We start from the raw sequence: 18,693 nt of genomic DNA, 5'->3' as shown, positions 1-18,693 counted from the left end.
CATAACAACTAGACAAGGAGGAGGAACAGAAATGAACACGCCACTCAGGAGCATGCTGGTCGCTACCGCTGCCAGTCTAGCCATGTCTGTTGCCGCGTACGCGGCGGGACCAAGAAATTGTGAAAGGCCCAAGCAAAGATGCTGAATGCTTCAAGCCGCTGGCGGCGGAAACGAAGTTTTTCCAGTGGCCAAAGAAGGAAGGACCCTACCGGATAGCCCTTGCCAACGGCTTCATCGGCAACACCTGGCGTATCCAGATGATTCAGACTGCAAAAGCATATGCTGCGCTGCCGGAAGTGAAGGCGAAACTCAAGGAATTCAAGGTGGTCTCGACGGGTGACGACGTCGCCGCACAGATTGCAGCGGTCGACAATTTCATCAATTCCGGTTACGATGCCATCGTCGTCAATGCGCAAAATCCGACCGCTTTCAAACCCGTCATCAAGCGTGCCAACGCTGCCGGCATCGTGCTGGTGGCGTTCGACAACACGCTTGACACCGACGAAGCTATCAATGTGAACGTAGACCAGAAAGGCCTTGGCGAGCTTTGGGGCAACTGGCTGGTCAAGAATATACCCGGTAACAAGGGCAAACTGCTTGAGGTGCGGGGCGTTACCGGAACATCGGTCGATCGCGACCGTCACGAAGGCATTCAGGAAGTCCTGAAAAAATCGGGAGGTAATTGGGAATCCGTGGAAGTCGTCGGCCGCTGGGATGACGGCACCGCGCAAAAGGTCGTGGCTGATGCGATTGCGGTGCACAAGCATTTCGATGGGGTATCAGTACAGGGTGGGTCGACCGGAACGATCCGCGCCATGATCGATGCCAAGCATCCCTTTGTCCCCGTGGGCGGCGAAACGGAGAATGGCTTTCGCAAACTCTGTGCGGAGTACTCCAAGGAAGGACTGAAATGCACCTCTGCCGGCACTGGTCCTGCCCAGGTTGCCGTTGCCATAAAGACCGCTATTGCTGCGCTTGAAGGCGAGGTTGTCCCGCAATCTATAACGCTGCCCCTTTCAATTGTGGAAGATCCCAATTTCAAGGACGGCGATAGCTTCTATTCGAAGGAAACCGACAACTTCTTCGTCGGCAATTCCTTCCCCACATGTGGCATCAATTTCAGTGCGCAGGAAATCATGGGCCAAACCAAAGCTGACCAGTAAGCCTGGCTTGACCGGGGCGAAAATCCTCGCCCCGGTCTTGGGCTTTTGGAGGGAGTTTTAGTGTCCGACGTCGCGCCAATTCTGGAAATGAAACACATTTCGAAACACTATGGAGGCATCGCCGCGCTGAGCGACGTCGATTTTGTCGCCTTTCCGGGCGAGATCCACGCTGTTCTGGGCGAAAACGGTGCCGGCAAATCGACGTTGATCAAAATTGCGGCCGGGGTCACCGATCCGAGTGCCGGTGAACTCTACGTTGCAGGCAAACGCGTCAATTTTCGCAATCCGACCGAGGCGATGGCGGCGGGAGTCGTGTGCGTGTTTCAGGAATTGTCGCTCCTGCCCGACATGACCGTTGCCGATAACCTTTCAATTGTCGCACCACCGCTCCGCGGCGGCCTGATCGATAGCCGTGCACAGCGCGAGCGCGCGCGCGAACTCCTGGCAATGATCGGGTGCGAGGATATCCATCCGCTCGAGCTCGTGCGTAACCTCCCCCTCTCGCGGCGGCAAATGGTAGAAATCGCCAAAGCCTTGGCAAAGCGACCAAAGCTGCTCATTTTGGACGAGGCGACATCGGCGCTGACCGCTGCCGATGTCGAGCGCGTCTACGCCATCATCCGCCGGCTTCGTTCAGAAGGGGCCGGCATACTTTACGTCTCACACCGGATGCATGAAATCGAAGCTCTCGCCGATTGCGCAACCGTCTTTCGCAACGGGCGGCGCATAGAGACCTTCCGAAAAGGTGAGCGATCGGTCAGCGCAATCGTCCAGATGATGATCGGCCGCGAGCTGATCCACCACTACCCCGAGAAGCCAACCCCTGACTCCGGAGCGCGGGTAGCCCTGTCCGTGAAAAACCTCTCATGGGGCCAGCAATTGCGGGATATCTCGTTTGATGTCCGCAAGGGTGAAATTGTCGGACTTGGCGGGCTCGACGGTCAGGGACAGCGGTCCTTGCTGTTTGCACTTTTTGGCGTACTTAAAGGGATTTCGGGTACTGTTGAAGTTCTTGGCAAACCGCTTCGCCTGTCGGGCCCGCGTTCAGCGATGCGTGCGGCCTTGCCCATGGCGTTGATCCCCGAGGATCGGAAAACTGAGGGGCTTTTGTTGTCAATGAACATTCGGGACAATATCAGCCTGGCCTCGCTGTCCCGTTTTCAAAAGGGATTGCGGTTCGACAGGGGCCGCGAACACTTCGCGGTCGAAAGAATGATCGAAAGCCTGAGTATAAAGATCTCCGACCTCGCGGCGGCAGTGTCCACGCTCTCGGGAGGCAATCAGCAAAAGGTGGTGCTGGCCAAATGGTTGATGACGGATCCGGGCATCATCCTTCTCAATGATCCCACGCGCGGCATTGATGTTGGTACCAAACAGGAAGTCTACCGGTTGCTACGAGACCTCGCGGACAGTGGAGTAGCTGTGCTCTTCTACTCGACAGACTATGCCGAATTGATTGGCTGTTGCGATCGCGTGCTCGTCATGTATGGCGGCAGCATCGCACGTGAACTCTCGGGGACGGATCTCAATGAGCGTACGATGATCGAGACTGCCCTCAACGTCGATGACAAGGGGCAAGCGGCATGAGTGATCTTCGCCATCGTCTTTATCACAATGGCGGCCTGCTCGCCGCGATCGGGCTTTTTGGCTTGATGTTCACCATCTACGTTGCCAATCACCCCGTGGGACTTACGGCAGCTGTAGCGGCGACTGCCGCGAACAAGGCGGTGCTATTGGCGCTTGTCGCCATGGCGCAGACGTTACCGGTGCTGACCCGCGGCCTCGATCTCTCGGTCGGCATGGTGTTCATTCTCGCCAATTGCATGGCATCTGCAATCGTGGTTGGCACCATCGGCGAAGGTCTTCTTGGCATTGCCGCTGTTCTGGGCGCGGGTGCGCTGGCCGGATTTCTCAACGGCGCAATTGTCGTCTGGGGCCGGCTTCAGCCGATCATCACGACACTCGCTACTGGCGCCATCTACTATGGCATCGCGCTCTACATCCGGCCGGGCCCCGGCGGCGACGTGCAATCCGATATCGCCGATCTTGCCACCGGTCAGCTATTCGGCGTCGTACCCACAGCGCTGATCATTCTCCTCGGGGTCGTCGTGCTTGTCTGGTTGCCTTACCGGAACAGCGTACTGGGGCGTGCGGCCTATGCCGTGGGTTCGAACGAACAGGCCGCTTATATGTCGGGCGTTCCGGTGCACCGTGCCAAACTGCTGGCCTATACGCTTGCTGGATTTCTCGCCGCCTTCGGCGGCCTGATGCTGACCTTCAACACCTATTCCGGTGAGGCCTCCGCACCAATCGCAGGAAACTACACCCTCAACTCGATCGCAGCTGTCGTGATCGGCGGAACGTCACTCTTCGGCGGTTGGGGCTCAGCGATCGGATCAATCTTTGGTGCGTTCGTATTGCGCACCATCGAGGATTTGCTGTTTGTATTCAATCTCGATCCGCTCTGGCAGCCGTTGTTTCAAGGAGTGGTGCTGCTTGCTGCTGTCAGTCTTGGAGCCCTTCGCGTCTTGCGCATCCGTAATCGCCTGGAACTTTTCGTATGAATGATCCCAAGCTGCAGGTCAGCACCATTCCCGTGGTTCGTTTTTCACTCGACCGATCCGTCGCGACGGCATTCGGCTGCATCATTTTGATGCTCCTTGGTGGAGCACTTTATTCCCGCGAATTCCTGTCCCCCGAATATCTGTTGCAACAGCTGCAGATCAGCGCGTTCCTCGGTATCATTGCCTCGGGCGCCATGATGGTCATCCTAATTGGGCATATTGATCTGTCCATTCCCTGGACCGTGACCCTCGGAGCGATGATGGCAACCGCAGTGGCTGGCTGGTATGGCGATGCCGGCGCCGTGTTTGCAATACCGGCGGGTGTGCTTTGCGGCGCACTGGTGGGGCTTCTGAACGGGCTCGGTGTCGCCTATCTGCGCTTGCCATCGATGATTTTCACGTTAGGCATGAATGCAGTGGTGCAAGGGTTGATGGTGTTGCACACCGGCGGCTTCGCACCACAGGATCATGCTACCGATGCAATGCATTTCCTGGCGGTTGGCCGTCCGATTTTTGGTTTTCCCAATGCGCTGTTTATTTGGATCCTTATCGGAGCATTCACGACTTTTCTCCTGACTCGCACAGTGTTTGGCCGCCGCGTCTATGCTGTCGGCAACCGGGAAACCGCCGCCTATCTCTCTGGAATTAACACCAATGCAGTAATCATCTGGTGTTTCATTCTTTCGGGCGCAGCTGCCGCCTTTGCTGGCGTGCTGCTGGCAGGCTATTCCACCAAGGCCTATCAGGCCATGGGCGACCCCTATTTGCTACCTGCCATCGCAGCGGTTGTGCTGGGCGGAACCAATATTCTTGGTGGGCGCGGCAACTATCTTGGTACGATCGCCGGTGTGATCCTGATCACTCTGCTGCAGTCTATTCTCGCGGTCATGCAAATGCCGGAAGCCGGACGCCAGATCATATATGGCGTTGTCATTCTGGCCATGCTGCTTTCCTATGGACGAAGTGAAATCGACAGAAAGTAGATCGGCACAGTCTGTCGCAAACATTGAAGCCTTCGCAGGCCGCGGGTATATCAATTCATCGCGGCGCCAAAACAAAACGCGCCCCGGAGGAGCGCGTATTAGATGGGCTTTCGCCTGTCGTTTTCTAGACTCTTTTTGACATCATCCCTTTAAACCACAGTGCTAGGCCCATATTCTAACTCAGCTAACTATAGAATTTCGGCCTAGGTCCCCCACTGCCGCTCGCTCGCCCTCACACATGCTTGAATGCTTCTTAAGTTGTTTTTTCATGCGCTGAAACTTACGACCACTTCATAAAATTATGTTACAGAGCGTTACGTCAGCGTGACTCAGTCGCTGCTGGTGAGCAAATTTCTAAAAAAATAGATAACCAATTAGAGTTAGGCGCAATCTGGCCAATGCTATTGACATCCGGTCCCCTTCCGAGATGCGGCACTTGTAACTGACAGCAGATTCGCCATACAAAGAGGCTGGGAACCGGCGAACCGCCGTGTGCCTCTCGCAGTTCGTCAATTACTAACGCATTTGAAGGCAGGCTGATGCGTGAAGGCTTTCTGTTTGACGGAGCGGATAATGCACCCGTCACTATCCTTCTTGCTCATGGTGCAGGCGCGCCGATGGATTCCATGTCGATGGAAGCGACAGCCAAGGCGCTTGTCACCGCCAATTTCCGCGTCGTGCGTTTCGAATTCGGTTATATGGCGGCACGTCGCACATCCGATAGCCGCAAGCCGCCACCCCGCGCCGAGGTGCTCAAACCGGAGTACATGAAGGCAGTCGCTGAACTTGGTGCTACAGGGGCCCTTGTCATCGGCGGCAAGTCAATGGGCGGACGGGTCGCCAGCATGATTGCCGACGATCTTTATTCTGCCAAAAGAATCGCCGGGCTTCTCTGCCTGGGCTATCCATTTCATCCACCCGGAAAGCCGGAGCAGCTTCGTACAAAGCATCTCGCAGGGTTGATGACGCCGACGTTGGTTTGTCAGGGTACACGTGACGAGTTCGGTACCCGGGAAGAAGTTCCAGGTTATACACTCTCGGACAAGATCGAAATTCTCTGGCTTGACGATGGCGATCACGACCTCAAGCCTCGCAAGAGGATATCCGGCCTTTCGCCTGCCGATCACTTAAGAACCATGGCCGAAACGGTCAAAGCGTGGACAGACAGATTGGCACTCTAACAGCGCTGCAATTGCAGAGCTATTAGAGCTCTCCGTTAGGGATCAGCCAGCGCTCAATTGATCGGCTGACATTTTACCGGATCTTTTGTCGCGAACCAGCTCGTAGTTGATCGTTTGATTTTCAGCCAAGGTGCGCATACCGGCGCGCTCAACCGCCGAGATATGCACGAACACATCAGCGCCGCCATCCTGGGGTTGAATGAAACCAAAACCCTTCGTCGAATTAAACCATTTAACAGTGCCGATGGCCATATTTAACCTTCTTCGTAAGAACTGCCTCATTTGCAAATTTGCAAACGGTCGACGTTGCAAATCTGGTTGCAAGTTCATGGCCTGCGGCAGAATTGTCAATCAGTAGAACCCCTGAACAAAGCACGGGTTTTTACCTATCGTCACCCCCGAGTAGAGGGCGATAGCAGAGCGAGCGTGTGTTGGTCGGCGTTTCCGCCGCACCAATGATCCAATGCGTCGCGGAACGGATTATATGTTTCCGGTACAACCATCGAAAACAATGTCATACAAGATCTGAACTTCATGTCATCGGGTGAGCCGAAGATCGAATACAGCGAAGCTCCCTTAATCTCGAGGACCGTGCTTGTGCATAGAACCAGACGTGATCCAAGCAGGGGATGCGCCAGATACGCGCGCGCCTCGTCCAATGAGGCAATGCCGTAGAACTTCGCTCTCGGCGAATGGCCGAGACCACGCAACTGCGGAAAGATAAACCACATCCAATGGCTCTGCTTCCGCCCGCCTTGCAGCTCTTCTATCACGTTCTCGTAAACGGGCGCCTGCGCAACCACAAAACGCTGGAGGTCGAAGGGATCATCCGGAGACATATCTGAACTCTCCTACGCGGCCGACTCGTCCGTGCCCGCTCCATATCTTAGATCGGAGAACATCCAAATGGAATCGTTCTGCAGACGCTAAGTTAGCTCCCACTAAGAAATTATAGCGAGCCAGCGGCTAATTGAACGGTGGCTCGCATCCGTGCAGACTGGAGAGGCTGATTGACCCCAGCAGGGGCCCGGCTATCCCATCCACCCCCAAGCCCGGCCGGGCCTCTTTACCACTCACAAAAACAATCGGATGAACTAAGTCCACTGCAATTCCAGACGCAGGAAGTACCTCACTTCGATGCGCCTGGACGGTTCACGTCATCACGACATCGTGGTGTGCTTGCCTTGACTGTCGATAGCAAAGGCTCCTCATACAGTTAGGAAATCGATATGCGAAAAAGGCCCCGCCTCTTGAAGGCGGAGCCTCTTCTTGTTTGTGTTTCGAGCGAGTGATCAGAAAACCATGTTATTTCTTGTCGCCGCCGCCTTTGCCACCTTTGCCATTTCCGGGACTTCCATCATGGTCAGTTCCATCGCCATTGTTACTCTGACCGGGGTTGGAGCTGTCGTTTCCGTCTGGATCATTCCCATGGCCGTTATTGCCTTGACCACCCTTACCGTGGCCACCCTTGCCATGGCCACCCTTGCCATGGCCACCTTTGCCATGATCACCCTTGCCATGACCGTGTCCATGGTGACCGCCGCCTTTTGGACCTCCATCGCCAGGCCCGCAATTCCCTGGATCACCGCCACCGGGATTGCCGCCACCGGGATCACCACCGCCGGGATTGCCGCCACCGGGATCACCACCGCCGGGATTGCCGCCACCAGGATCACCGCCACCGGGATTGCCGCCACCGGGATCACCGCCGCCGGGATTGCCGCCACCAGGATCACCGCCGCCGGGATTGCCGCCACCTGGATCACCACCGCCGGGATTGCCGCCACCGGGATTGCCACCACCACCAGGACTGCCACCACCGGGACTGCCGCCACCAGGATTGCCACCACCGGGACTGCCGCCACCAGGATTGCCACCACCAGGACTGCCGCCACCTCCTGGGGCACCGCCATTGCCGCCCGTGGCACCACCGGAATTGTCAGCACTGGAAGTTCCGCCTGTGCTGCCACCAGCGGTGCTGCCGCCTGAGTTGCCATTGCTGGAGCGGCCACCACTGCGGCCAGAACGAGCACTACCTGCTTCGCGATCACCGCTCGACGCCGGACTGATTGCCGCAGTTGTCAGCGGCGGACACATCTCAAGTTGTGCGCGCGTCAGGACAGAATCTTTTGTTCAACGCAAAACAGCACTGTGCAGCATTTTCTTCAGTTAGCCTCTTACATTGGGCGGCACTGGCAAACAGCGAGCGCTTGGTCTGGGCGTATGCCGGCTCGCTTTGGACGATTGTTGATATTAGCCCCAAGGTTGAAATCGTCAAAACGGCGAATAAAACGTTGCGTCCGCTCCCATTTTTATTGTTGGTTATTTTACGCATGTTACATTTCCCCAAATGTTATGGTTGTTAAGCAACTCCACACATCAGGAAAATGTTCTATTTTTTCACTTAGCCATTGATGGCTTTATTGCTTGCGTAATATGTAAACTTAAGATTATTTGTTTTCTACGCCACAATACTGCTTAGAATTGATATAAAAAGATTGATGCAATATTTGCCGATATACCCTATTATCTAATTCGAGAGTAAGCGCCGGGTAATGAGGCGCCGTGTGTTCCAGTAGATACTTTCGTAACCCTAAATAAGTAAAACTCAGAAACGACGGCATCGGTGTCGCAATGTTCAATGCCCGTAACAGCATGTTAACGATTGATTCATAAATTCAGGATTCTGGACACGATTTTACCCAGTTGAAGCGCCAGTTCGTCCCCTCGACTTTGGAGAACACCCTATGTTGCGCAAATATTCCCTGCTGGCTCTCACGGCATTGTTCGTGACAGCCATGGTGTCAGTTCCAGCCTTTGCAGATGGGACCGAAATGCAACTCAAGGGCAAGGGTTTCGGTCCTCCAGCTTTTCGTTCGTTCTGCGGACGCTTGGCTGGCCTTTGCAATACTCGCTCCGGGGCCAAGGTGGTTCAACTGACGGAAGACAGGCGCAAGCAGCTGCAATCGGTCAATGTCAGCGTAAATTCGAGCATCAAGCAGCAAAGCGATATGCAGACCAACGGCGTAGAAGACCTCTGGACGATCCCCACAAAAACTGGCGACTGTGAAGATTTTGCCATTCTGAAAAAGCGCGAACTCATGAAGCGCGGCTGGCCGGCGGCGTCGCTTCTCCTCACGGTGGCGCGGTTGCCGTTCAGCAATGAAGGGCACGTCGTGCTGACCGCCCGCACATCTGCCGGCGACCTCATTCTCGACAGCCGCAGCAATTCTGTGAAAGACTGGTCGAGCACCTCGTATCGCTATTATGCACGGCAGTCACAGAATTCCGCGGGTTGGGACCGTATCGGTAAGGCTATTCCGGTCAATAATACCGCCAAGCTGAAGAATGCCGCCCAGCGAACCGCCAGCGTCAGATTGCCGGACCAGGGGCTGATTGAAGTATCCGCACTCCGTTGATCCTGTATGTGCCGTCCGGCTGCTTCACCAATTGATAGATGGCCGTCCAGTCTTTGCCGTCCGGGCCGGTAATCAACACTTCCTGGATCACCTGATCACCGACCACCTTGTTGCGGCCAAAGGCAAAATTTCCGGGCCGGTAAACGGGCTGATAGGTTCGCTTGACCATTTCGAAAAACAGATCCTCGTTGCGAAACTTGCCCTGTATTTCAGGTGAGGCAAAAGAGTATGCGGCTGCCGCATCGTCGTTGAGGAAAGCCATGATCTGTTTTCTGATGATTATTTGCGCAGTGTCCACCGGTTCCTCGGCACGCCCAAGCGCAATGATCGCGAACATCAAATAGAGGGTCGCCGCCAATCCATAGGAAGTCTTGAACATGATGTCGTCCTCGCGCCGTGATGGAAACTCTGCTCACCAATCAACGGCCCACTCATCGTCATGGGACGGCCGGCAATGTCCTTACGACTCGTTGCCGCTTTCCCCGGAGGCAAAAGCAAATTTCGTCTCCATGCCAAATCCTGTTTCCCGGATTGCCCGATGAAGTTGGCCCAAATCCCGCGGGCCTTACCTTCGTCCGATGGATCGACACCGGCCTTGCCAATCCCTTGATCCTGAACCATTCCCTCCGTCGGAACGACTCTCTATAGACAAACTTTGCTCTAGATTGCTATTGCCGCAGAGTGGTGAAAAAATATCGCCTTACCCACGCCCTTGCAATGAGAGACGCATCGGCATCGCGGATGCGGAAATCCGGCTTTCCATGAACATGACACAGCGCGGCGAGAGCCGGCGGGCGGGACGAACATGAGCGCAGCTTACCAACCCGATAATTCGGCGCAATCGCCCTACTGGCGACAAAACCTGATTGTCTGCCTGCTTGGTTCGTTCACTACTATTGTGGCGATGACACTCATTCTACCCTTCCTGCCGCTCTATGTGGAGCAATTGGGCATCACGGATCATGCCGCGATCGTGCAATGGTCAGGCGTCGCTTATGGTGCCACTTTTTTCACAGCAGCGCTTGTTGCCCCGCTCTGGGGACGGCTTGCCGACGTCTACGGGCGGAAGCTGATGCTGATACGGGCCAGCCTTGGCATGGCGATCGCTATGTCTCTTATCGGCATGGCAACCGACGTCTGGCAGTTGGTCTTCTTGCGTCTGCTCACAGGGTTGCTGGGGGGTATGCATCGGGCTCAACCCTACTCGTTGCAACGCAGACGCCAAAGGCACGCATAGCCTGGGCGCTTGGAACACTGTCTTCGGGCATTATGGCCGGCAATCTGGTCGGACCGCTCGTCGGCGGTGCATTGCCACCATTGATCGGAATTCGCGAGACGTTCTGGCTGGCTGGAGGCGTCATCTTCATCACTTTTCTGGCAACCAGCTTTTTCATCAAAGAAGAGCGGCGTACACCCAAGACCAAGGCCGGCAGCCAAGCGAGCGGATGGGCATCCATTCCCGACAAACGTCCTGTGATCGTCATGTTGCTCGCAGGTATGCTGCTGATGCTCGCCAATATGTCAATCGAACCAATCATCACCGTCTACGTGGCACAGATTGTTGGCGATGCGACCAAGGTGACGCTTGTTTCCGGTATCGTCATGTCCGCGGCGGCGCTTGGCAGCATCCTTTCTGCTTCGCGCCTCGGCAAGCTGGCAGACCGGATCGGTCACTGGAACGTCATTATTGTCGCGCTCTTGATCTCGGCCTTGCTTCTTATCCCACAGGCTTTCGTAACACAAAGCTGGCAGCTGATCGTCCTGCGTTTCCTGATGGGACTTTCGCTCGGAGGACTCCTGCCCTGCATCACCGCCGTGATCCGGCACAATGTTCCGGATAATATCGCTGGCAACATTCTCGGATATGCAACGTCGTCCCAATATATCGGACAGGTTGTCGGGCCATTGGCGGGCGGATTTGTCGGCGGCCATTTCGGTATGCGCGCGGTGTTTCTGGGCACCTGCGTGCTGCTCGCCTGTGGCGCCGCCTATGGCTGGTTGGTGCGTCCGCGGGATCGGTGATAACCTTCAAGACAGCAGGTGATTCGCAACAGCGATGATCAAGAATATTTCGCCAAATTGTCATGGAACCAGACTGACTCCCGACGCATTACTGTGATCAGCTCAGCGGAGCGACCGAGCGAAACTGAACTGTCCGACATTCATGGAGGAAGTAATGAACGACAAGCGTTTTCCCATTCCGGTTATGGTTACTCTTGGAGCTACCGGCCAACGAGCGGTCTCCAGTGTGTGGGAAGCGATAGAATGCCTGCGAACGTACTGGCCTTCAAAGAAGGGCCCAAGCTACAGGCGAGCCTTGCAGACTTGTCTCGATGCACTTGACGGCTGGAAACCCGCGCACAAGGCGCGGCATGCCTTTATTAGCGCCGCGCGTGAAGCAGGCGTCTTTCTCGACACAAGATTGCATTAACAGGAATCGGGCGGCGACGGTCGCCGCCCTCTCGTTCGGTTCAGCGGATATAAGCGCGTGCCCGCGGACGCCTCTCATTCATTTCATGGCTGAAGATCGTCGGCGGCAAAGGTGCCACCTGACGGATTATGTCTGCACCCTTTTCGCCCATCATGACCGTTGGCGCATTTGTATTGCACGATGGCACGCGGGGCATCACTGAGCTGTCGCATACGCGTAACCCTTCAAGTCCGCGAACTTTCAATTCAAGGTCAACGACTGCCATGGCGTCCGTGCCCATCTTGCACGTTCCCACCGGATGGTGGTCAGTCTTGGCATTGGCGCAGCCATAGTCGAACAGTTCCTCATCGGAATTATACTTTGGTCCGGGTAGCCGCTCGGCCATCACAAAAGGCTTCAGGGCCGCCTGGCCCATGATCTCCCGTGCAATTTTCAAACCTTCTATCGACATCTTGCGATCGTGCGGATCGCTCCAGTAGTTCGGATCGATCAGGGGCGCCGCGGCGGGATCATTTGAACGGAGGCGGACAGTGCCGCGCGAGCGCGGATGCAGATAGGCGGAGTTCAGCGTTACGCCGGCATTTTTCAACCGTTCAACACCTGCCTCGATGCCGGAGCCGAGCCCCAGATGAAACTGGACATCCGGCGAACGCGCTTCTGGTTCGGCATACCAGAAGCCCCCGGTTTCGAACAGGCTTGATGCCACAGGACCCGACCGGAACAGCACATATTGCAGACCGGCCCACAAGGTCCGATGCAACTTGGCGACGCCATCATAGGTATGGTCGCCTGTGCATTCGCAAATGACGAACAGATCGAGGTGATCCTGCAAGTTTTCGCCGACGCCCGGCAGATCATGCACAACAGGTACGCCGAGGCTTCTGAGATGATCGGCAGAACCTATGCCGGACTGCAACAGCAGCTTGGGTGAGCCTATTGCGCCGGAACTCACCAGAACTTCGCGGTTCGCTCGAATAATCTCGCGCGAATTGCCATGCATGATCTCGACACCAGTGGCGCGCCTGCCGTCCACCACTATTTTTGAAACCTGCGCGCCCATGCGCACCGTCAGATTCTTCCGATCCCTGATCGGTGCAAGATAGGCCATCGACGCCGAAGACCGACGGCGATCGCGCTGAGTCAGCTGGTAAAAGCCAACACCTGCCTGCTGCTGGCCGTTGAAGTCATGGTTATAAGGAATTCCAAGTTCCTGCCCCGCCCTGATATAGGCATCGCAAATGGGCAGTGTCGCGGCAGGCATCGACACGCCGAGAGGCCCGCCATAGGAGTGGTAGTCGTCAGCGAAACGCTGATTGTCCTCGGCGCGTTTGAAATAGGGCAGGACATCACGGTAGCTCCAGCCAGCGCATCCGTCTTCCTTCGCCCACAAATCGTAATCGGTTGCATTTCCGCGCGTATAAAGCTGCGCATTGATGCTCGAGCCGCCACCGATGACCTTGGCCTGCGTGTAGCGGAGAATGCGGTTCTTCATGTGTTTCTGCGGCACCGTTTCCCATCCCCAACTGGCGGCGCCTTTGGTCATCTTGGCAAAGCCAGCGGGCATGTGAAACAGAGGATTCCAGTCGCTCCCGCCTGCTTCCAACAGAAGCACCGTGACGCTGGGATCCTCGCTCAGGCGGTTTGCGAGCACACAGCCCGCTGGTCCCGCACCTGTAATGATATAGTCATAAGTCATTCTACAGCCTGCTTATCGATAGGGCGCCATCCGCATTGATGACGGAGCCAGTGGCAAAATTGAAATCGCCGCTGGCAAGTGCAGCCACGATGCGACCGAGATCATCAGGTTCACCCCAGCGCTTCATCGGCACAAGACCTTCGGCGATCAGCTTGTCATATTTCGCAACAGCCGCCGAAGTCATATCGGAGCGAATTATGCCCGGGCGTACATCGAAAACACTGATACCCTGATCGGCCAATCGCAATGCCAGACCTTGCGTGAAGGCCGCCAGAGCTGCCTTGGTCATGCAATAGTCGAGTCGTTCCGGCGAGGTCATTTCGGCAGAAACTGAAGTGACATTGATGATCGTGCGCGGCGCCTTTTCGTGCTTCCGCTTTAACATTACTCTTAGCGCCGCCTGCGTGAAAAAAACCGTTCCCCGCAAATTGATCGCGAAGATGTCGTCATAATTAGCTGGCTTAAGATCCAGAAAATCGCCACGCACTTTGGACCCAATACCGGCATTGTTTGCTAGGCAATCAATCCGGCCATGAACATCCATGACTGCCTGAATGGTGTGTTCATGACCTGCCACTTCGGCAATGTCCGCTTGCATGAACGACGTTTTTGCGCCCAAGGCTTCAAGTGTCCGAACAGCCGCATCACTTGCTCCATCGCGGACGATGTCGGTAATCGCCAGATCAAAGCCCTTGGCGGCAAGTGCTTTGGCGATACCAAGCCCGATGCCACGCCGGGCTCCTGTGACGAGGGCGACCGGCTTCATTGGGCAAGGTCCTTTGACACAATATGATCAGCGACTCGCAACGCCTGCGCTGCGATAGTGAGTGCCGGATTGACGGCCGCGGACGTCGGCAGAAACGCCGCATCGACCACAAACAGATTAGGGTGATCAAAAGCACGGCAATAGACATCGAGCGGCGCCTGAGCGGGATCGGTACCCATGCGGACCGTGCCGCATTGATGGGATGGCGTCTTGCGATCGAAGGCCTTGGAGAGAACCAGCGGAAATCCGGCAGCGCGCAATACGGTCTTGATCTGTGCGACCAGCTTTTGATGCGCCGGCCAGTTGCTTCGGATCCATTGCAGGATGATCCTGTCCCCATCGACGCGAACTCGGCTCTCGGGCTTCGGCATGTCTTCGCTCATCGCCAGAAAATCCACGGTATGGGCGCAGAAGCGATCAAGCACCCATTCCGGCACCAGCTTCAGGTCAGATTTAAGGACCGGTCCGCTGATGCGTCCGAGCAGTTGAACATTGCCGAGCGGAGCACCACCATTTCCATCGGACAGGTAGAAATCGTTGAAGCCGAAAGTCTTCTGGTAGATGGAATCGTTCCTGAAGCGGGGATCGAAGCCAATGACCGCGGACAAATTGTGGTTCATGAAGTTGCGGCCAACCTGATCGGAACGATTGGCAAGACCGCGTGGATTTGAATCATTGGCCGAGCGCAGCAGCAAAACCGCAGACTGCACAGCACCAGCCGAAAGAATGACAAGCTTCGGCTTAATGAGAAAGCTTCCGCCGTCCTTCTCGTAATGCACCGCTGTGATGGTCTTGCCACCGGGCGCGGTTTCAAGCCGCGTAACCCGCGAGTTGATTTGGAGCCGGACATTCCCATGCCTCAGCGCTGATGCGAGTGCGGTCGTTTCAGCATCCATTTTGCCACTAAAACTATTGGGATGCGCATCCCAGGGTGTCTTGCCATGCGAAAGCCACGTGTCGATATCGACGCCAAGCGGCAGCGACGATGGATGGACACCGACGGCGCTCAGCCGTGTCCGCAAAGCACCAATCGGCGGTTCATCGGGAACAGCCGAAAACTTATACGGTGTCGAGTGGTGCGGCTCCGTCGGATCTTCGCCCAACGTCCCGCGAACCTGAAACAGGGTCTCGGCTTTGCCGTACCATGGTTCAAGTTCCTCATAAGCAAAGGGCCAGGCAGGGGACACCCCCTCAAGATGCTGCATCTCCACAAAATCCTCGGCGCGATAGCGTGTCAGCACCGCTCCGTAGAATTTTGAATTGCCGCCTACATTGTAATAATTGCCCGGATTGAAGGCACTGCCGTTTTCGTCGTACCAGTTTTCCTTTGGCCGGAAAAAGCCGTGCTGGAAGATTGCCCGGGGATCGCGGTTTTCCGGGCGATCAGGCAGATGATCGCCAGCCTCGAGGATGAGAATATCGGCTCCCGAGGCGGCAAGCCCTGCTGCCATCGTCGCGCCGCCGATGCCTGAGCCAATGATGACGATATCTGCTGCTGTGGCCGGTTGTATCTCTTGGCTCATGAGCATCTACCGTTCATGAGTTATGTTTCAGGCGCCAATGCGCAATTGCGACTGCGGATCGAAGAATACGGCCTTGTCCAGATTGAAGGCGAGTTGGGTCTTCTGTCCCGCAACGATTTGTGCATCGGCACGTAAACGGGCAACCACTTCCTTGCCGCCCAGCTTGGTTACGGCGAAGGTGTCGGAACCCGCCGGCTCAACCACTTCGATCAGGCATTCGCCTTCGACGAGCGACCCCGCATTGCGGTCTGCCCCATCGGGATCAGTCAGGGCTTCGGGCCGAATGCCGAAAATCACGTCTTTGCCCGCGTATAAGGCAAGCGCGCTATTGGTCTTCTTGATCGGCAGGTGCAGAGGCACTGCGTCGGGACGCTCGAGTACGACCCGCAGGTCGGACGGTCCGCCATCGATCTTGGCCTTCAACAGGTTCATGGCGGGCGAGCCCATGAAATCAGCAACGAAGAGGTTGGTCGGATTGTTATAGATCTCAGCCGGCGTGCCGAACTGCTGCAGCACCCCATCCTTGAGCACCGCAATCTTGCTGGCGAGCGTCATGGCCTCGATCTGATCGTGCGTAACGTAAACGATCGTCGTCTTCATGCGCTGGTGCAGGCGCTTGATTTCCGTGCGCATGTCGACGCGCAGCTTGGCGTCGAGATTGGACAGCGGCTCGTCGAACAGGAACACTTGCGGGTTGCGCACAAGTGCCCGGCCCATGGCGACGCGCTGACGCTGGCCGCCCGATAGCTGGCTCGGCTTACGATCGAGCAGGTGGCCGATCTGCAGCATGTCCGCCACCTGTTTGATCGCCTTGTCGCGTTCGGGCTTCGGGACGCCGCGGATTTCCATGCCGAAAGCAATATTCCCGCCAACGGTCATGTTCGGGTAGAGCGCATAAGACTGGAACACCATGGCGATGTCGCGTTTGGAGGGGTGCAGTCCGCTGATCGATTTGCCCTTGATGGAGATATCGCCGGAGGTGATCGGCTCCAGTCCGGCAATCGTGTTGAGCAATGTAGATTTGCCGCAACCGGAAGGTCCGACGAGCACGAGAAATCCGCCCTCGTCGATCTCGATGTTGATATCCTTGAGGATCGGCACATTGCCGTAGGATTTGTGCAGGTCTTTGATCTGGAGAAATGACATTGATTTATCCCTTCACGGCGCCGGACATGAGGCCGCGGACGAAATAGCGTCCGGAAACGATGTAGACGATGAGAGTTGGCAGCGCGGCCAGGATCGCGCCGGCGAAATGCACGTTGTATTCCTTCACGCCCGTCGAGGAGTTGACGAGATTATTGAGCGCAACTGTCATCGGCGTGCTGTTGAAACCGGAGAAGGAGGCACCAAACAGGAAGTCGTTCCAGATGTTGGTGAACTGCCAGATGACGGAAACAACGATGATTGGGCCCGATGAAGGCAAGAGGATCTCGCCGGAATATCTGGAAGAAGCTGGCGCCGTCAATTTGCGCCGCACGGACAAGCTCCGTCGGAAACGCTTCATAATAGTTGCGGAAATATAGCGTCGTGAATCCGAGGCCATAGATCACATGGACCAGGATAAGGCCCTGAATCGTGCCCGCCATACCGAATAACCCCAGCATGCGTGCCATCGGAATAAGCACGATCTGGAAAGGAATGAAACAGCCGAGCAAGAGCATGCCGAACATGAGGTTGGAACCCGGGAACCGCCACTTGGTCAGGACATAGCCATTCAGAGCCCCGACGATGGTCGATATGGCAACAGCCGGGACCACCATGAGGATCGAATTGATGAAATAAGGCCTAAGCCCGGTCGGCTGTACACCGATCTGTGCCGTAGACCACGCGGAAAGCCAGGGTTCGATCGTCCATTCGCGCGGTGGAGAAAGCATGCCGCCTTGGCGGATCTCATCGAGTGTCTTCAGCGAATTGACCACCATTACGTAGAGCGGCAACAGATAGTAGAACGCGAAGAACAAGAGTGCGGTATAGATCAGCGCACGCGTGAGCTTGCCGCTGGAAATTGCATTGTCTGGGCTCTGGGCACTCATTTCCTGTCTCCCCGGACTTCAGAATAGAGATATGGAATGATGATCGAGAAGATCATGATCAACATGATGATCGCCGAGGATGCGCCGATACCCATGGAATTTCGTGTAAACGTATAGGAATACATGAAGGTCGCCGGCAACTCGGTTGCCTGGCCCGGTCCACCGCCGGTCAGCGCAATCACAAGGTCATAGGCCTTGATAGCAAGATGGGCGAGCACGACAAAGGCAGAGAGGAAAACCGGGCGCATCAGCGGGATGATGATGCGCCGGTAGATCATCCCGGTCGAGGCGCCGTCGATCTGGGCTGCCTTGATGATCTCATTGTCGACCCCGCGGAGCCCCGCAAGAAACATGGCCATGACAAAGCCCGACGACTGCCAGACGGCGGCGATCACCACCGTATAGATCGCCATGTTGCGATCCTTGATCCAGTTGAACGTGAAACTCTCCCAACCCCATTGATGCATGGTGTTTTCCAATCCGATACCGGGGTCGAGAAACCATTTCCAGGCCACGCCGGTTACAATGAAGGAAAGCGCCATAGGATAGAGATAGATCGGACGCAGAAACCCTTCGATGCGGATCTTCTGGTCGAGCAGGATAGCGAGGCCGAGGCCAATGACCGTACAAATGATGATATAGAGCGAGGCAAAAATACCGAGATTCGTGATCGCGCGCCACCAATGCGGCAAGGCCCAGAGCTTGCGGTAATTTTCAAGACCGACAAAGCCGTAGGAAGGCAGCATCTTGCTGTCCGTGAAGGACAGGATTCCCGTGTAGACGATGAAGCCATAAACGAAGATCAGAACGATGAGAAAGCTCGGCCCCAACACCAATTTTGGTATCAGGTCCTGTATGCGGCTGCGGGTATCCATAGCCTCACCCCTCCAACTATTTTAATTCTTATGGTTGCCGCGAAGTGTCGCGGGTAACC

At 56.0% G+C, this 18,693-nt stretch carries 16 protein-coding genes and 3 pseudogenes; 9 read left to right on the top strand and 10 right to left on the bottom strand.

Features of this window, described 5'->3' with window-relative positions; translation table 11 throughout:
* Nucleotides 1-107: 107 nt before the first annotated feature.
* From N8E89_RS07950 to N8E89_RS07930, 5 genes and pseudogenes are all read left to right on the top strand, one after another.
* Nucleotides 108-1,163: pseudogene (locus tag N8E89_RS07950) on the top strand (sugar ABC transporter substrate-binding protein); the annotation flags it as partial.
* Between the two features lie 87 nt (nt 1,164-1,250).
* Nucleotides 1,251-2,750: a sugar ABC transporter ATP-binding protein gene (locus N8E89_RS07945; protein ID WP_106662633.1), complete on the top strand. Its 1,500-nt coding sequence runs from the start codon at nt 1,251-1,253 to the stop codon at nt 2,748-2,750.
* Nucleotides 2,747-3,727, top strand: coding sequence for an ABC transporter permease (locus tag N8E89_RS07940; RefSeq protein WP_106662382.1), 981 nt, complete (start codon nt 2,747-2,749; stop codon nt 3,725-3,727). The genes N8E89_RS07945 and N8E89_RS07940 overlap by 4 nt, the downstream gene beginning before the upstream one ends.
* The gene (locus N8E89_RS07935) at nt 3,724-4,710 is read left to right on the top strand and encodes an ABC transporter permease (protein ID WP_106662381.1); all 987 of its coding nucleotides are present in this window, start codon (nt 3,724-3,726) and stop codon (nt 4,708-4,710) included. The genes N8E89_RS07940 and N8E89_RS07935 overlap by 4 nt, the downstream gene beginning before the upstream one ends.
* A gap of 539 nt (nt 4,711-5,249) precedes the next feature.
* Nucleotides 5,250-5,891, top strand: a complete 642-nt coding sequence (locus N8E89_RS07930; RefSeq protein ID WP_106662380.1) for an alpha/beta hydrolase family protein — start codon at nt 5,250-5,252, stop codon at nt 5,889-5,891.
* 42 nt (nt 5,892-5,933) lie between these two features.
* On the opposite strand, the gene N8E89_RS07925 is transcribed toward N8E89_RS07930, so the two are convergent.
* The 3 genes from N8E89_RS07925 to N8E89_RS07915 all read right to left on the bottom strand — a co-directional run bounded on the left by N8E89_RS07925 (nt 5,934) and on the right by N8E89_RS07915 (nt 7,942).
* Nucleotides 5,934-6,143 carry a cold-shock protein gene (locus tag N8E89_RS07925; RefSeq protein ID WP_106662379.1) on the bottom strand — a complete coding sequence of 70 codons (210 nt, stop codon included), beginning with the start codon at nt 6,141-6,143 and terminating at the stop codon, nt 5,934-5,936.
* Nucleotides 6,144-6,283: 140 nt separating this feature from the next.
* A complete protein-coding gene (locus tag N8E89_RS07920; protein WP_106662378.1) occupies nt 6,284-6,730 on the bottom strand; it encodes a DUF1810 domain-containing protein in 447 nt (148 codons plus the stop codon).
* A gap of 453 nt (nt 6,731-7,183) precedes the next feature.
* Nucleotides 7,184-7,942, bottom strand: coding sequence for a hypothetical protein (locus tag N8E89_RS07915; RefSeq protein WP_262261667.1), 759 nt, complete (start codon nt 7,940-7,942; stop codon nt 7,184-7,186).
* Nucleotides 7,943-8,020: 78 nt separating this feature from the next.
* Here N8E89_RS07915 and N8E89_RS07910 point away from each other — a divergent pair, with 78 nt between their 5' ends.
* Together N8E89_RS07910 and N8E89_RS07905 are read left to right on the top strand one after the other, a co-directional pair.
* Nucleotides 8,021-8,257, top strand: coding sequence for a hypothetical protein (locus tag N8E89_RS07910; protein ID WP_162739726.1), 237 nt, complete (start codon nt 8,021-8,023; stop codon nt 8,255-8,257).
* Nucleotides 8,258-8,638: 381 nt separating this feature from the next.
* The gene (locus tag N8E89_RS07905; protein ID WP_106662376.1) at nt 8,639-9,310 is read left to right on the top strand and encodes a transglutaminase-like cysteine peptidase; all 672 of its coding nucleotides are present in this window, start codon (nt 8,639-8,641) and stop codon (nt 9,308-9,310) included.
* Here the strand turns inward: N8E89_RS07905 and N8E89_RS07900 are convergent.
* Nucleotides 9,264-9,647, bottom strand: a complete 384-nt coding sequence (locus N8E89_RS07900) for a DUF4864 domain-containing protein (protein ID WP_106662632.1) — start codon at nt 9,645-9,647, stop codon at nt 9,264-9,266. The genes N8E89_RS07905 and N8E89_RS07900 overlap by 47 nt on opposite strands.
* Before the next feature lie 468 nt (nt 9,648-10,115).
* Here N8E89_RS07900 and N8E89_RS07895 point away from each other — a divergent pair.
* Nucleotides 10,116-11,332 (top strand): annotated as a pseudogene (locus N8E89_RS07895) (MFS transporter).
* 154 nt (nt 11,333-11,486) lie between these two features.
* A complete protein-coding gene (locus N8E89_RS07890) occupies nt 11,487-11,741 on the top strand; it encodes a DUF982 domain-containing protein (RefSeq protein ID WP_106662375.1) in 255 nt (84 codons plus the stop codon).
* A gap of 40 nt (nt 11,742-11,781) precedes the next feature.
* On the opposite strand, the gene N8E89_RS07885 is transcribed toward N8E89_RS07890, so the two are convergent.
* The 6 genes and pseudogenes from N8E89_RS07885 to N8E89_RS07860 all read right to left on the bottom strand — a co-directional run bounded on the left by N8E89_RS07885 (nt 11,782) and on the right by N8E89_RS07860 (nt 18,634).
* The gene (locus N8E89_RS07885) at nt 11,782-13,437 is read right to left on the bottom strand and encodes a GMC family oxidoreductase (protein ID WP_262261666.1); all 1,656 of its coding nucleotides are present in this window, start codon (nt 13,435-13,437) and stop codon (nt 11,782-11,784) included.
* A gap of 1 nt (nt 13,438) precedes the next feature.
* Entirely contained in the window at nt 13,439-14,203 is a 765-nt protein-coding gene (locus tag N8E89_RS07880) for a 3-ketoacyl-ACP reductase (protein ID WP_106662373.1), read from the bottom strand.
* Complete coding sequence (locus tag N8E89_RS07875) at nt 14,200-15,726, bottom strand: GMC oxidoreductase (RefSeq protein WP_106662631.1); 1,527 nt, start codon at nt 15,724-15,726, stop codon at nt 14,200-14,202. The genes N8E89_RS07880 and N8E89_RS07875 overlap by 4 nt, the downstream gene beginning before the upstream one ends.
* Before the next feature lie 27 nt (nt 15,727-15,753).
* Complete coding sequence (locus tag N8E89_RS07870; protein WP_106662372.1) at nt 15,754-16,872, bottom strand: ABC transporter ATP-binding protein; 1,119 nt, start codon at nt 16,870-16,872, stop codon at nt 15,754-15,756.
* A 4-nt stretch (nt 16,873-16,876) separates the two neighbouring features.
* Nucleotides 16,877-17,759: pseudogene (locus N8E89_RS07865) on the bottom strand (carbohydrate ABC transporter permease).
* Nucleotides 17,756-18,634, bottom strand: coding sequence for a carbohydrate ABC transporter permease (locus N8E89_RS07860; protein ID WP_106662370.1), 879 nt, complete (start codon nt 18,632-18,634; stop codon nt 17,756-17,758). Before N8E89_RS07860 ends, N8E89_RS07865 begins: the two are co-directional and overlap by 4 nt.
* Nucleotides 18,635-18,693 lie beyond the last annotated feature (59 nt).

This window comes from Phyllobacterium sp. A18/5-2, from assembly GCF_025452215.1.
Taxonomy (GTDB): Bacteria; Pseudomonadota; Alphaproteobacteria; order Rhizobiales; family Rhizobiaceae; genus Phyllobacterium; species Phyllobacterium sophorae.
The sequence above is the reverse complement of the archived record's forward strand: the minus strand, read 5'-3'. Positions and strand labels throughout refer to the sequence as shown.